Source organism: Leptonema illini DSM 21528, assembly GCF_000243335.1.
GTDB classification, from domain to species: Bacteria; Spirochaetota; Leptospiria; order Leptospirales; family Leptonemataceae; genus Leptonema; species Leptonema illini.
In genome coordinates, this window is sequence record NZ_JH597773.1 from 3,590,723 (window position 1) to 3,603,975 (window position 13,253).

Below are 13,253 nucleotides of genomic sequence, written 5' to 3' on the forward strand. Positions count from 1 at the left end.
AATACAATAAACAGAGGATCCTATGAAATTCATTGTAAACAAACAGAACTTCCTCAAAGCCCTGTCTTCCATCGAAGGAATCATCTCATCGCGTGAAATCCGGTCTCCGATCGGCAACGTTCTTATCGAATCGAAGAAAGACGGCATCGATCTGACGTCGACCGACCTTGAGATGACGCTCAAGACGTCCACCGACGCCAACGTACTCGAACCCGGTAAGATCCTTCTGCCGGCGCGCAAGCTTTCGCAGACCATTCGCGAATTCCGTTACGAGAATATCGAGTTTCACGTAGAAGACGTGAAGGTTCGCATCCATGACGCCGACAGCAAAGGCAAGACAGAGATCGAGATCATGGGATCGCCCGCAGATGAGTTTCAGGTGAAGCTGAATCAGGATAACCTCAAATTCGTCTCGCTGCCCCCGACGCTTGTCGCCGAGATGATCGACCGCACCTCATACGCCGTCGCCGAAGAAGACAGCCGTTTCGCCTTTAACGGTCTCTACATCGAAGACCGTGACGGCAGCCTGAACGCCGTCGGCACAGACGGCCGCCGTCTGTCCTTTGCCACACGCAAACCAGGCGAGATCATCAGCACCGAAGGCGGTATCATCGTTCCGGTAAAGGCTGTGCGCGAGCTGCGCAAGCTGCTTTCGGCATCTGACGTCTTTGCTATGGCCGTCGAGAAATCCGAGAATACCGTGCATTTTCGTTTGAAAGACGTGATCTTTATTACGCGACTGATCGATTCGAATTATCCGGATTATACGCAGGTCATTCCGAAAAAGGCCGAATACGCCATTCTGCTGAACCGCGAGGATTTCAGACTGGCGATCAAACAGGCGTCGGTTCTGGCCGCCGAGCCATCGCGTCAGATTCAGCTTTCTTTCATTAAGGGAGAGGTGCGCGTCATCGCCTCCACACCCGACGTCGGACGCGTCGAAGATACGGTTCCCTGCAATTATGAAGGCGAGCCGTTAACCATCGCCTTCAACTCCAACTTCCTCTCTGACGTGCTTGGCGTTATCAAATCCGAGCAGGTTGAGATGCATCTGAGTTCGTCTTCGGCGCCGGCCGTGATGATGGATATGGAAGATCGCGATTTCAAAGCCGTTATCATGCCGATGCGCCTGTAAGATTCGACCGTCTATGGAGATACGCTCGCTCGAACTGCATAACTTCCGTAACTACGAGCGAGCCTCTCTGCGTTTTGAAGAAAAGCTCAACTTCTTCGTCGGCGAGAATGCTTCGGGTAAAACGTCGCTGCTTGAGGCCCTTGCCTATATATCTCTCGGTCGCTCGTTTCGCGGAGTCAACGACGCCGACCTGATACGGCAGGGCGAGAAGCATTTCTTTATTCGCTGTGAGCTGCGTGATCGAAACGATCACGTCACCCGTTTTGAGGTGGGCGTCGAAACGGGACCATCGTCACGTAAGAAGATCAAACGAGACGGCGTCGTTTTAAAGCGCACGTCGCAGATGCTCGGCTCTCTCGTATGCGTCGTCTTTACTCCCGAGGATCTTGCTCTTGTGCAGAGCGGGCATCAGGAGCGTCGCGCCTATATCGACTACGTGCTTGGATCCGTCGACGGCGAGTATCTCGAATCGCTGCTTCAGTTTAACAGAGCTCTGAAACAGCGTAACGAGCTTCTGAGGCGCATTCAGGAAAACAAGGCCCGGCTGGATGATCTGCTCCCGTGGGATGATATCTTTGTAAGGCATGCCGTTACCGTTCAGCGAAAAAGGCGAGACTTCCTTTTAAGATTCGAGCCTGTCGTGTTGCGAAGCGTCGAACGCATATCGGGGCTGAAAGACGTCATCACACTGAAGCTCGATACTTCTCTTGACGAGCGTGGCGAAGAGAGCCTGCGAGAGCGCATGAAGCAGCGTCGCTTTGACGAGGTGCGTGCCGGGCATTCGTTGCTCGGTCCGCATCGAGATCGACTGTATTTTCTGGAATCATCAGGTGAAGAGATCGGACGGCGCTTCAGTCAGGGACAGAAGCGCACGCTTGCCCTTTCTTTAAAGGTGGCTCAGTTCTACTATTTGAAAGAGCATATCGGTCGTCCGCCCGTTTTGCTTGTCGATGACGTTTTGCAAGAGCTCGACATCCATCGTCGCCGCGCCTTTCTTGAGGTTCTCGACGATTGCGGACAGGCCTTTTTCACCACACCCGATTTTGACGCCGATCAGGCGCTCTTTCAGGGTTTTCCTTCGAGCCGTATCTTTGTCGTCGAGAACGGCACCGTAAGCGAGAAATAATGGACTGGAAAGAGATAGAATGGAGCGAGCCTCCGAAGCGAGTGGCGCAGTCCATCGGCGAGGGCAATATACAAGAGGCCTTGTTGCGCGCCCTTGTCGGCGATAGCTCGGCCGACGAGAAAGCCCTCGAATACCTGGCGGCCAACTGGTCGAAGATGGGCGAGGCGCGATCGATGCCCGTCTCGCTGCATGCAGGCGTCCTGATAGTGCAGTGTATCTCGGCTCCGGCACGGCAGAATCTGGTGTTGAAATTCCCGGGCATACAGAGAGAGATTCGTCAGCGCTTTAATATGGAAATCCAGCAGATGCGCTTTGAACAGAAGGCGCCTGCCGCTCCCCCGCAAAAGGAAAAGACGCAAAAAATCGACGAGACGAAGAAAGAAGAGACCGATACTGTGAAGAGTGAGTCGCCGCTGATTCACGACATTCGCAGGATTCTCGGTCTGTAGCTTTCTATGATGCTCTTTCTTACACTTGTGGGCATAGGACTGGCTCTCGTCATTTTCTTAAACGGCCTGCAGGCCGCCGATAAGACGCGCAGACCCTCAAAGAGCGACGAACCAAGAGACCGGCCCGTGCTTGATGCGAAGAAGGTTCTCAAGATGCCTCCTGGAGAACTGCGTCCGAGGATCTGTCCGGTGTGCGGCACGATGCTCGGCCCAAAAGACTATCTCATTGCAGCTCTCGAGCCAGAGCCGAAGACCGAGCGCAAGCGACAGGCGCATATCTACGGCTGTCCGTTCTGCTTTGAAAGCGGAGGCGTGAATACGACCCGGCGGCAATTGAGTCATATCGAGCCCTGAATGCGACCTACCGTTTTCTTTTTCTTTTCATTCGTTTCCATATCTCTGTTTTCGCTATCGTGTACGCATACGCTCAGGCAATCCCCCGATTGTATGTCGCGTTTTTTGCCTGAGCGATTCAAGACGCTTGCCGATCGTATGCGCACAGACGAAGAGATCGATTCGCTGAATAAAGATGCCTTTCTCTCCAAACAGGCGACGTCCTGGGCCCACTACAACAGCGACCGGCCGACCATCGTGCACTATGATGCCGAACGGCGCGGTCCGCTTGAACGGCTGAAACATGCAGGGTTTCAGAAGCGGCTGGTTTCAGAAAACATCGCCGTTATGCCCGCACAGGCCACTGAGGCCGACATCCTTGCCTCCTGGAAGGGAAAGAAAGAAGAAGAGAATCTTCTGAATCCGCTCTATCGCAATGTGGGATTCGGCCTCGCCCCTTTCAAGCAGGGCTGCGTCTTCGTAGTTCTGCTGACCGAATAGAAGCGTGCGTTAACCAAACAGGCCGGAGTATTTCCAGAGCATTCGCGCTCCGATAAAGATCTGAAGGCCGGCCAGAAACAGCTTCAGATGTTGTTCGGGTACTTTCTTGCCAAGCCGGGCGCCCAGGCCTCCGCCTATGATGGCGCCGGCAAGCACGGGTAGAGCCAGCGGCAGGTAGTAGAATCCGACCGAGGGCTCGGGAAGCAGACGTCTCGTATCGAGGTAAGCGATGGAGCCGGCAAGCGTTACAAGAACCATGCTGAAGTTCGAGGTGGCAATCGAACGATGGATGGTATGTCCTTTCAAAAATTGCGCAAAAAGCGGTACCATGATAATACCGCCGCCGACGCCGGTCAGGCTGGAAAGCATCCCGGTAAAAATTCCCGTAACAGGCAGCCAGATCCGTGACGGTGGGCGACCAGGAGTCATGGATTGATTCCTCTCTTTATTGTTTGCAGCATCGCCTGTATTGACCGCAGCGTTTTTTCTCTTCCCGTAGAAGATCTTGTACAGACCCAACAGGCCCATCAGCAGAACAAAAAAGCCAAAAATCAACGTGAGTGCCTGGAAATTGAGGAATCGACCGACGATACTGCCGAGAAAGGCGCCCGGAACGCTGCCCAGGGCAAACAGCAATCCGATGCCGATCTCAACCATGCGCGTTCGCAGGTTGACGTAGCTGGCCGATACGGAAAGCACAAAGGCCATAAGCAGCGATGTGGCCACCGCCATCTGTGCAAGATATGCTTGACCGATGCCGTGCAAAGATCCGACATATATTAGAACGGGAACTGAGAAGATGCCGCCGCCGATGCCCAGAGAGGCAGAGAAGATGGCAATCAGAACGGCCACCATAAAGAGTAGCATAATTTCGTACATTTTTCGACCTCGTATCTGCGGGGAGAGGAGCATCCGGGAATGGCAACAGGTCTGCATCCGACGGTGGAACAAAGGGTAAAGGAGATTTTACTGGGACTCCTTGAATACTTTGAGAAAAAGCGTCTTTCCGGTCGAAAAATGATCTCTGACGAAGAGATCGTGTACAACTCGCTCAAGAACCCGCGCCTGGGCGATATCAAGGTGCTCATTTTTCCGGGTCCTCCGGTTCAGGTCTTTCTCTCAAATCGCAGGGATCCAAACAGTCCCTTTGCCGTAATGGACGCGGCCGAACGGCGTAATTTTATCGAGCGTCGCTCTCTCGATGAGGTCAACGATAGCGAGCTATTACCCTCTCTATTTCTGATCTCTTTTGCCGACCGAGAGATGCTCAAGAATCCGAATAATGTGCGCTCTGAGTTCTACTCCACCTATCTGAATCTCTCGGGCAACGCCGAGCCGATCGTTGAAGAGGTCGATCTCAGATCAAAGCCCTATGACTCGCTGACGCATGGCGAGCGTATGGCGATGCTGCATTCGCTATCGGCCGTCGATCCGCTTCGCGAACAGATCGCAAAGGACCTGTTTGATTTCATCATAAGCTACGCCCGCTACAAACAGGCCGATAAGCAGCAGGCCATTCGGCTTCCGCCCGGGCAGGTGCGCGAATATCTCGGGCAGTTCAGCAGAGATATGTACCCGCAGAACCTGCGCATGGTTCTGCTGCGCGATTTTCCCGCCGACCATGATCGTTATTGCTCTTATGTGAAAGACCGTATGTCGACGCTGGCCCGTATCGTGCAGAGCCGGCTCGATGTGGCCTCGGGCGAGTACGCCGACTATTTGAGAGAGGCGATGCGCGGTATCGAAGAGCAGATCGCTCAGATCGATCAGCTTCAGGGTCGACGCCGCTGATCAGAAGAGACGGTAGAGATACCAGCGTCCGCCCTCTTTGATGAAGTAGGCGTTATTAAATCGGTAGGACTGCGCCTCAAGCCTTTCGGGCTTCTCGATGGTTAAGCGAACCTCGCACTCCTCTGCCTGAAAGAAAAGATCGGCGCGAATCCGGGTGCTTTCTTCGATCAGATCGTGCAGCGCCTTCTGATCGCTTTCGCCGGTGTGCCGCCGCAGGGCCTCGGTATTCAGGTAATAGGTGTTCACATACCCGGCCGGATCGGCAAGATCGGCGGCAAACTCGGCTGCCGTCTTCTCGGCCTTCAGATCGACCCAGACGCCTTTGCGAGCGTCAATCATACCGTTCAGAGAAGAGAGGTCTTTTTTTTCGACGGCCTCAAACATGCCGCGCAGCAGGCCGTGGATCTCTTTCACGTCGTCCTCTCGCTTCACGGCCTCGTTTGAGCGATTGACGGCCTGTCCTTCTATAAGACGCTCTTTGAACTGTTCCGGAGGACGTTCCGAGCAGGCGCTGGCGATGAAAGCGACCAGAAGCGTAAGAGCCGTTAAAAGAGTATTAGAGCGCATATACATGAGACGAATTCTACGAGTCGGGGTTCGCTGTCTACACAGCAATAAACCGCCGACATCTCCGTCGACCGAAGAGCGGCACTATTCCGGTTCGAGCACGCGCATGAGCAGATCGCCAAGATCGAACTCGTTGATGACCTTGATTTTGTTGAGCGTCTGCAGCGCGGTCTGCGCTCCGTCGGTGAGGCGGGCGGCGGCGATAACAAAGCCTTCCTGGGCCTTCTGTTCGTTTATGTGATTCTGCATATTACGCAGAAAGATGTCAGAGATGGGCTGGTTCTTCCATTTGCGGATTTCAAAGACGGCCTTGCGGCCTTTCTCGGTCGTGCTCTGAGCAAGGATATCCATGCCGTCCGAATCGCGATATGGCAGCAGGGATACGACCCTGTAACCAAGCGTGGCGACGATCTTGCGGCAAACGGTTTCAAAGGCCTGTCCTTTTAAGGCGTTAAAACGTTCGATCATCTCTTCGGGATCGATGCTTGCCTGCTGCCTTGCGACGCGCGGAGGGCCGTCCTGATTCAGGAGGGCGTCGATGTCGAGGTTACGCTCCATCTTAAGGCCCGATATCTGATAGATGAAGCTGGTGTTGAAGCGCGAGCGCGACCAGTCGTTCAGGAAGCTGCGAAAGTTAAACCCGGAAGGAGATACCTCGCCGGCCGGTATCAGTCCCTCTTCGACGTTCATGCGATAGTCCGACAGGTTGATGACCTTCTGGTCGTTCATATTGCGCATTTCGAGCGTTAACAGATTCTCGTTCGCCGTTTCAAGGTCTCCGGCCATGATGGCCATACAGGCCGTCGACATGCGCGCATCGTATTCTTCGCGATCCCATGCTTCGTCAAGGGCGACACGCAGGGCCTGCTCCGCATGTTGCAGAGCGGAGTTGTAATCCCCTCTTTGAAAGAAGATGGCCGTAATCGCCTTGCGGATGATGTATTCCACTTCGGGCTCGGGGCCGAGTTCAAGCGCATGCAGCAGTCGTTCGACGGCCTGCTCAGAAGAGCCCTGAAAAAAACCCTCGATGCCGAAGAACAGATTGGCCGTGAGGTTTCCAGGATCGATCTGACAGGCTGCCTCGAATTCGCCAAGGGCGTCCTTCTTGCGAAGCTGCGAAAGACAGATGCCGCGACCGAGACGGTATTCAAAGACGTCGGGCTTGAGCTGAACGAGACGCGAGAAGAAACGATCGGCAGCCTCGAATTTTTCCTGTCCGGCGCACAGAAAGGCAAGGCGAGCGAGGGCCTCTTCGTTTTCGGGCACCATCTTCAACGCTTCGCTGTAGAACTGAAAGCTCTCGTTGTATCGCTCGTTGCGATAGTACACCGATGCGATGCGGTTGGCTAACACCGGGAGCGGAAGATCTGGAACGGAGCGACCGAGACGAAAGATCTGCAACATGTGATGCAGCTCGTTCGTTTCGTCGCCTTCGATGTTGTAGATGCGCATCATCAGATAATGAAGCGCCGGATCGTTCGGCTCGCGATCCAGGCGGGATCGCACAAGGCCGCGGGCGTCGGTGAACATACCGGCCTCGGCAAGCTCGATGGCCCTTCCGCTCAGATCCTTCTTGCCGAAGAACAAGAAGTACACGGCGATGCCTGCGGCGATCAGGACGGCGATTGCTATGATGACTGCGATGGCCATATCAGTGCGGAATAAAGGTGCTCCCCAGATTTCTCGGAATGCCGTCGAATTTCAGAATCGCCTGAATCGTAGAAAGCAGTTCCGTGCCGAGTCCGCGAAGGGCGCGGGCTTTGGATCGGCGCAGCTTGAAAAATGCGACCGGTCCGCCAGGGAATCGCAGCAGAATACGCATCTTATCAAACATGCCTTTGTACGGCCAGTCCCAGAGCATGTATTCGTATTCGTATAAAGCCGCTTCTTCGGGGCGATCACCGGCGATCTTTACGAAATGCACGAAAGAGTGATTCTGAAGAGGTTTGATCGAGCCCACAAGTTCCAGAATCTTCGAGGCCTCCATATCGCAGGCACGAGCATGATAACGCTCGGCAAGGTCCATCTTATCGAGCATATCATGTACGGGGCGATCGACCGTAACAAGCGTGTCGCGTCCCGGTCCGCCAGGAAAGATCGTTTCGGATTCGGACTTCACGACCTGGCCGAGCTTCAGCCGATCGCCAGGACGGGCGGGGTCGCGTTCATCGAGGATGCCGACAAGTCCGGCGTTGACGATGATGTCGGGCTGCAGCTCTTCGAGCATCTTTTTCACGCGGCCGGGATGACGCACGCCCGGCCCCGTTGTGGCCGCATATAACCCCGGTTGCTGCCTTGATCTGTAGACGCGCAGATCCTTCTCGAACTCAAAGGGATGTTGATCGAGCAGGACGGAGAGTTCTTCTTTGATGCCGGTAAGAATAAGCAGAACCATGCAGGGCTTCCCTTCTCTCTTTCGGCATTTCGCGCCGCCTCGGAAGCCTTTTTCCTGGCCGTCATCGCAGCCGGCGTTCCAGTTCGTCCAGTAGCGATTCAGCAAGGCGGTCTTTTGCCATCGGGCCGAGCACCGTTTCGCTCCCCGCCCGATCAAACAGATGCAGCGTATTCTGCACCTCGCCGAAGCCGCTTCGATCTCGATAGACCTCGTTTCCGCAGATGAAGTCGGCGTTCTTTCGCTGCAGCTTTTCAAGAGCGTGTTCTTTCATGTGTTCGGTTTCGGCGGCAAATCCGACGCGGATGCAGCGCTCAGGCGGATTCTCGCCGGCCGTTTTCAGAATGTCGATGGTCGGCCGCAGCTCGATCGTACGATGTGTTTCGCCGGGCTGCTTCTTGATCTTCTGTTCGGCCGGAGCGACCGGCGTGTAATCAGCCGGAGCAGCCGCCATGATGAGCAGGCTATTCTTGCAGAGCGCTTTCAAGACGGCTTCCGCCATATCGGCTGTCGTGTCGACGGCCACGTTTGTCGCTCCGTCAAGCGTGCGGTAAGCAGCATCACAGGGTCCGGAGATATAGACGACGGCGGCAAAGCGGCTGAGGCCGTTTCGCGCGATCTCCCATCCGGTCTTGCCCGAAGATGCATTGGTTAAGAAGCGAACGGGATCGATCCACTCCCGTGTCGGACCGGCGGCGACGACAAGTCGCATCTTAGAAAACTCAAATCGGGAAAAATCGTTTCGATCTGCCATGGAATCTCTCGATCTCTTATTGCGGTCGCACGACGGGGCGTGCCTTGCCTATCTCATGCAGGCGCAGAATGGCCGCTTCAAGCACGGGCAGATCGGCCATCTTGCCGCGCCCTTCGTCGCCGCAGATCACCACGCCGCTCATCGGATCGACGATCTCGACGCCGTCTTCTTTGAGCTGTCGCAGATTACGCTGCACGGCCGGCGCCGAGTACATATTCGGATTCATCGCCGGCGCGATTATCACCGGGGCGTTCATCGCCAGATACGCCGAGCTCACCGTATCATCGGCGATGCCCTGTGCCATCTTACCGATAATGTTAGCCGTCGCCGGAGCGACGCAGAATACCGAGGCCTCGTTTTTCACGTCGATATGCAGCATGCCTTCTTCCCAGTCGTCGACGATGACCTTCTTGCCTGTGAGTGCCTCGAAGGTAACGGGGCCGACAAAGCGCGTCGCATTGCGCGTCATCATCACACGCACGGCGATGCCCTGCTTTGAAAGCGAGCGTACAAGCTCGCAGATACGAAAGGCGGCGATGCTGCCAGTAACGGCGATAACGGGATGTTTTTCTTCTCGGTTCATATCTTCTGGCCTCGTATTCGCCCTGTAATGATCGCCTTTTCTCAGGCCGGTTGGTATTAGCCCGGTTGTCAGGTCGGCGCTATGCCTCTTTATTCGGAGCTTGCGTCGATTTGTTTCCCGAATCCTGTGCGAAGAAACAGGCGGTCGAGCTCGGCGCGCGTAAAACGCAACACCGTCGGGCGGCCATGCGGACAGCGCGAAGGCTGCTCACATTCGCCCAGCTGACGCAGTATGCCCGAAATGATCTCGGGCGAAAGTATATCGTTCTTTTTTACGGAGGCTTTACAGGCCTTCATCGCCGCGTATTCGTCGTAGACGCGCACCAGATCCTCTCCGCCGCTCAGTCGCTCGATGGCATGTTCGACCAGCTCCTTCTCTTCGCCCGGCTCGAGAAAATCGGGCGCCTCACGCAGAACGAGCTGCCCCGGGCCGAGCTCTTCAAGCACGAATCCGGCCTGGAGCAGACGTTCCTGCTGCGAAAGGATCTGCTCGGCCTCCTGTGCGTCGTAGTCGAGTGCAATGGGATGCAGAAGGATCTGTCGCTGGAATCGTCGCGCTTCAAGCTCGCGCCGCTTCTTCTCGAAGTTGATGCGCTCATGTGCCGTATGCTGATCGATCAGATAAAACTCGTTCTCGCCTTCGGCCAGGATATACGTACCGAAGATGACACCAAAATGTCGGATGGGCACAAACGATCGCTTTGCCGTCGTCTCGGGCGGTCGTACCGGATACGCTCGCTCTTCGCGTACCGACATGCCCGCCGAAAGCAGCTCATCGACGGGATACAGAAGCGGCGCCGGGGAGGCGCCTTCGCGCAGCTGCTCTCGAAAGGCCGCTGTGCGATCCGCCTGTGATGGCGAACCGGGCTGGTAGCTCGAAGGGAATCCGCCCGACGAATCCGCCGACAAAAACGGCGACGAGCCCTGACTTCCCGGTTCGTCGGTCACATAGCGGCTTTCGTCGTCGCTTTTGCCTCGCAGAAACGGCAGCGGGGTGTCGGGAAAAAGGGCGCGCTGACAGGCCGCCATGATCAGTCCGTGAAGCAGCGCCTCATCGGTTAACCTCACCTCTTTTTTCGTCGGATGCACGTTTACGTCGAGCCGCGTCGAGTCGACCTCAAGATTGAGAAAGAAGATCGGCTTGCCGCCTTCGGGAATAAGTTCGCCGTAGGCCTTACGAACGAAGAAAGGTAGATGCCGTATCTCGACCGGACGTCGATTCACCGTCGTGAACTGACGATCGGCCTGACTGCGATAGGAGCGATCGTCGCCGATAAAGCCCGTAAGAACAAGGGCGTCGCGTCGCTCTTCGACGTAGAGCAGTCGTGCGGCAAAGTCGGGCCCGTAAACCGTAGCGATGCGAGAGCGCAGATCGTTATCCGACGGCAGGTTGAAGATGGGTTTGCCGTCTCTATAATACTCAAGATGCAACTCTGGAGCGGCGAAGGCGAGACGCAGAAGCTCTTTATGTATGGCCGTGTCTTCGCTGCGTTCGCTTTTCAGGAATTTGCGTCGCGCCGGCGTCGTATAGAAAAGCTCCTGAACGTGAATGCCCGTACCCTCCGTCGGCGCATCGATGCGATGTTCTTCGATTGTGCCTCCGCGCGCGCGTAGAAGGCCGCCCGTATCGGCGCCGGCATGAGTGCTGCGGATTTCGAGATAACTGACCGAGCTGATGGCCGCGAGAGCCTCGCCGCGAAAGCCGTAGCTGAGAATATGTTCGAGATCATCAAGAGATTCGATCTTCGAGGTAGCATGGCGTTCGACGGCAAGAGGCAGTTCGTCGAACGGAATCCCCGAGCCGTTATCGCGAATCAGAATGGACTGCATGCCTCCGGCCTGCGTCTCTACGATGACATGTGTTGCGCCGGCGTCGATGGAGTTCTCGACCAGCTCTTTGACCACCGAGGCCGGTCGCTCGACGACCTCGCCGGCGGCGATGCGATCGACGAGCACGGAGGGAAGCTTGCGAATGCCGGCCATAGTGCCATTCGGGTCTGCGGCGCTGAAAGGCCAATCCACTTTTTTGATGACCGCATGCAGGCGGACGCTACGGTGTGTCATGTTCTATACGCGCATGCCCTTTCTGGTCGGAGCCGCTCTTCACCTGCTCTTTCTTTTCACTCGCATGAGCATTACACAGTGGCGCTGTGTGGCCGATGATTGCAGCGGCCTGTTCTTTGCAGACTTTCCCATCAGCCTCATCTACCTTGCTTTTCCCGACGGAGTGCTGATCGTCTTCTCGCTTCTTTTTGGAACGTTGCTCTGGGGACTGTACGGCCTCGCCGTCTCGGCGCTTTTAAACAGGCTTTTCGGCGAACATACCTGAGATGGCCCCGAGCAAGATCAACGCGGCGCTTATCGGGCTCGGGCGCATCGGCTGGATGCTGGAATCCGACCCGTATCGATATCATCCGTGCACGCATGCGGGTTCGCTGCTGCACCCGACGCTTTCCAGTCGATTCCGTCTCGTCGCAGGTTGTGATATCGACGAAGAGCGACGCATGCGCTTCGGCCGGTTCGCGAAGAAGCACGGACAGAACATCGACGTCTATGATAGTATCGATGCGTTCGTCGAGGCCATCCGCAAAAAAGAGTTAACCGTAGACTTCGCCGTGCTGGCGACGGGCCCCGATTCTCATCCGGAGCTTTTTCGCCGGCTTCTTGCCGTAGGAGTTCGTGACTTTCTCATCGAAAAGCCCGTCGCCCTGCATTCGAAGCAGGCAAGGCAGATGCTGCGCCTTGCCGAAAAACACGGAGCGACGGTGCGCGTGAACTTCGAGCGGCGGTACCATCCGGCGTATGCTCTTGTGCGAAAGTTGATCGATTCGCAGCGCTTCGGCGAGCTGCGTCATATTGAGGGACGTGTGCTTGCTCCGTCGTTACGTCGGGATGCGCTTCTTGAAGATGCCGTTCACTGGATTGATCTTATGCTCTGGTATGCGGGCGAGCCGATAGGCGTGCGTTCCTCGTTCCAGCTGGATGAAAAGCGGCGCGAGAAAGGATCGTTGCATGTCTTTCACTATGAGGGCTTTGATGCCGTCCTGGAATCGGGGGGAATGAGGCGGTATTTTGAGTTCTTTATGCGACTCGATTTTGAGCGAGGCCGTGTGATTGCCGGCAACGACGGGCACTTCCACTTTGAGAGCAGGGCTTCGAGGCGGTATAAAGGCTTCTATGATCTTCAGCCCGTACCGGTCAGGCTTTCAAAAAAAGAGCAGACGATGAATCCCTGGCTTGAGCTCTATCGTGAGATTGCGGGAAAGGACGGTATGCGTTCGTCGTTAGAGCAGGCCGTGACGGGCATTGAATGGATCGACCGCTGTCGCCGCTTCAGCGGAAGCTGATACCGATGGCCTTGCAGGCCGCCGTCGCCGGATCGCTGACCTGCCATTCAGTACACGTCAGCATGTAAAGCTGCGATACGCAGAGATCGACACTGGTGCGCGTCGCCTTGCCGAGAATAAAGCCCGAAAGCGTATGTGTGGTTCCGCACTCAGCATCGCGCAGCGCATACATCGCAAGTATCCTCAAATTGGCGTCGCCCGCATCGTACTTATCCGTATCATTCTCGGTGCATGAAACGGACATGACAGAAATGACAGCGACAGGAAACACTGCTC

Annotated in this window: 16 protein-coding genes; 8 read left to right on the top strand and 8 right to left on the bottom strand. The window is 55.8% G+C overall.

What is annotated here, in order from left to right; all coding sequences use genetic code 11:
• Positions 1 to 22: 22 nt before the first annotated feature.
• The 5 genes from dnaN to LEPIL_RS16565 all read left to right on the top strand — a co-directional run bounded on the left by dnaN (position 23) and on the right by LEPIL_RS16565 (position 3,544).
• Complete coding sequence (dnaN, locus tag LEPIL_RS16545) at positions 23 to 1,135, top strand: DNA polymerase III subunit beta (protein WP_002774207.1); 1,113 nt, start codon at positions 23 to 25, stop codon at positions 1,133 to 1,135.
• A gap of 13 nt (positions 1,136 to 1,148) precedes the next feature.
• A complete protein-coding gene (gene recF, locus LEPIL_RS16550; RefSeq protein ID WP_002774209.1) occupies positions 1,149 to 2,261 on the top strand; it encodes a DNA replication/repair protein RecF in 1,113 nt (370 codons plus the stop codon).
• Positions 2,261 to 2,710, top strand: coding sequence for a DciA family protein (locus LEPIL_RS16555; protein ID WP_002774211.1), 450 nt, complete (start codon positions 2,261 to 2,263; stop codon positions 2,708 to 2,710). Before recF ends, LEPIL_RS16555 begins: the two co-directional genes overlap by 1 nt.
• A 6-nt stretch (positions 2,711 to 2,716) precedes the next feature.
• Positions 2,717 to 3,064 carry a hypothetical protein gene (locus tag LEPIL_RS16560; RefSeq protein ID WP_002774213.1) on the top strand — a complete coding sequence of 116 codons (348 nt, stop codon included), beginning with the start codon at positions 2,717 to 2,719 and terminating at the stop codon, positions 3,062 to 3,064.
• Between the two features lie 93 nt (positions 3,065 to 3,157).
• On the top strand, positions 3,158 to 3,544 hold the full coding sequence (locus LEPIL_RS16565) for a CAP domain-containing protein (RefSeq protein ID WP_040919025.1): 387 nt from the start codon (positions 3,158 to 3,160) through the stop codon (positions 3,542 to 3,544).
• Between the two features lie 9 nt (positions 3,545 to 3,553).
• Here LEPIL_RS16565 and LEPIL_RS16570 read toward each other — a convergent pair whose 3' ends face one another.
• Entirely contained in the window at positions 3,554 to 4,423 is an 870-nt protein-coding gene (locus tag LEPIL_RS16570) for a sulfite exporter TauE/SafE family protein (RefSeq protein ID WP_002774216.1), read from the bottom strand.
• A gap of 39 nt (positions 4,424 to 4,462) precedes the next feature.
• Between LEPIL_RS16570 and LEPIL_RS16575 the strand changes: the two genes are divergently transcribed.
• Positions 4,463 to 5,335, top strand: coding sequence for a hypothetical protein (locus tag LEPIL_RS16575; protein ID WP_002774218.1), 873 nt, complete (start codon positions 4,463 to 4,465; stop codon positions 5,333 to 5,335).
• On the opposite strand, the gene LEPIL_RS16580 is transcribed toward LEPIL_RS16575, so the two are convergent.
• The 6 genes from LEPIL_RS16580 to mutL form a co-directional block, all read right to left on the bottom strand.
• Positions 5,336 to 5,908 (bottom strand): hypothetical protein, encoded by a 573-nt coding sequence (locus LEPIL_RS16580; protein ID WP_002774220.1) that lies wholly within the window; start codon positions 5,906 to 5,908, stop codon positions 5,336 to 5,338. It abuts the gene before it with no gap.
• A 78-nt stretch (positions 5,909 to 5,986) separates the two neighbouring features.
• Positions 5,987 to 7,552, bottom strand: coding sequence for a tetratricopeptide repeat protein (locus LEPIL_RS16585; RefSeq protein WP_002774223.1), 1,566 nt, complete (start codon positions 7,550 to 7,552; stop codon positions 5,987 to 5,989).
• Position 7,553: 1 nt separating this feature from the next.
• Positions 7,554 to 8,297 carry a nucleoside phosphorylase-I family protein gene (locus LEPIL_RS16590; RefSeq protein WP_002774225.1) on the bottom strand — a complete coding sequence of 248 codons (744 nt, stop codon included), beginning with the start codon at positions 8,295 to 8,297 and terminating at the stop codon, positions 7,554 to 7,556.
• A gap of 61 nt (positions 8,298 to 8,358) precedes the next feature.
• On the bottom strand, positions 8,359 to 9,048 hold the full coding sequence (locus LEPIL_RS16595) for a phosphopantothenoylcysteine decarboxylase domain-containing protein (protein ID WP_002774227.1): 690 nt from the start codon (positions 9,046 to 9,048) through the stop codon (positions 8,359 to 8,361).
• A gap of 16 nt (positions 9,049 to 9,064) precedes the next feature.
• Entirely contained in the window at positions 9,065 to 9,631 is a 567-nt protein-coding gene (locus tag LEPIL_RS16600) for a flavoprotein (RefSeq protein ID WP_002774229.1), read from the bottom strand.
• 89 nt (positions 9,632 to 9,720) lie between these two features.
• Positions 9,721 to 11,694: a DNA mismatch repair endonuclease MutL gene (mutL, locus tag LEPIL_RS16605; RefSeq protein ID WP_078123246.1), complete on the bottom strand. Its 1,974-nt coding sequence runs from the start codon at positions 11,692 to 11,694 to the stop codon at positions 9,721 to 9,723.
• Between mutL and LEPIL_RS16610 the strand changes: the two genes are divergently transcribed.
• Together LEPIL_RS16610 and LEPIL_RS16615 are read left to right on the top strand one after the other, a co-directional pair.
• A complete protein-coding gene (locus tag LEPIL_RS16610) occupies positions 11,693 to 11,959 on the top strand; it encodes a hypothetical protein (RefSeq protein ID WP_002774233.1) in 267 nt (88 codons plus the stop codon). The two genes, mutL and LEPIL_RS16610, sit on opposite strands and share 2 nt — an antisense overlap.
• A 1-nt stretch (position 11,960) precedes the next feature.
• Complete coding sequence (locus LEPIL_RS16615) at positions 11,961 to 12,977, top strand: Gfo/Idh/MocA family protein (protein ID WP_002774234.1); 1,017 nt, start codon at positions 11,961 to 11,963, stop codon at positions 12,975 to 12,977.
• On the opposite strand, the gene LEPIL_RS16620 is transcribed toward LEPIL_RS16615, so the two are convergent.
• Positions 12,964 to 13,221: an LIC13255 family lipoprotein gene (locus tag LEPIL_RS16620; protein WP_143464615.1), complete on the bottom strand. Its 258-nt coding sequence runs from the start codon at positions 13,219 to 13,221 to the stop codon at positions 12,964 to 12,966. The genes LEPIL_RS16615 and LEPIL_RS16620 overlap by 14 nt on opposite strands.
• Positions 13,222 to 13,253: the final 32 nt, after the last annotated feature.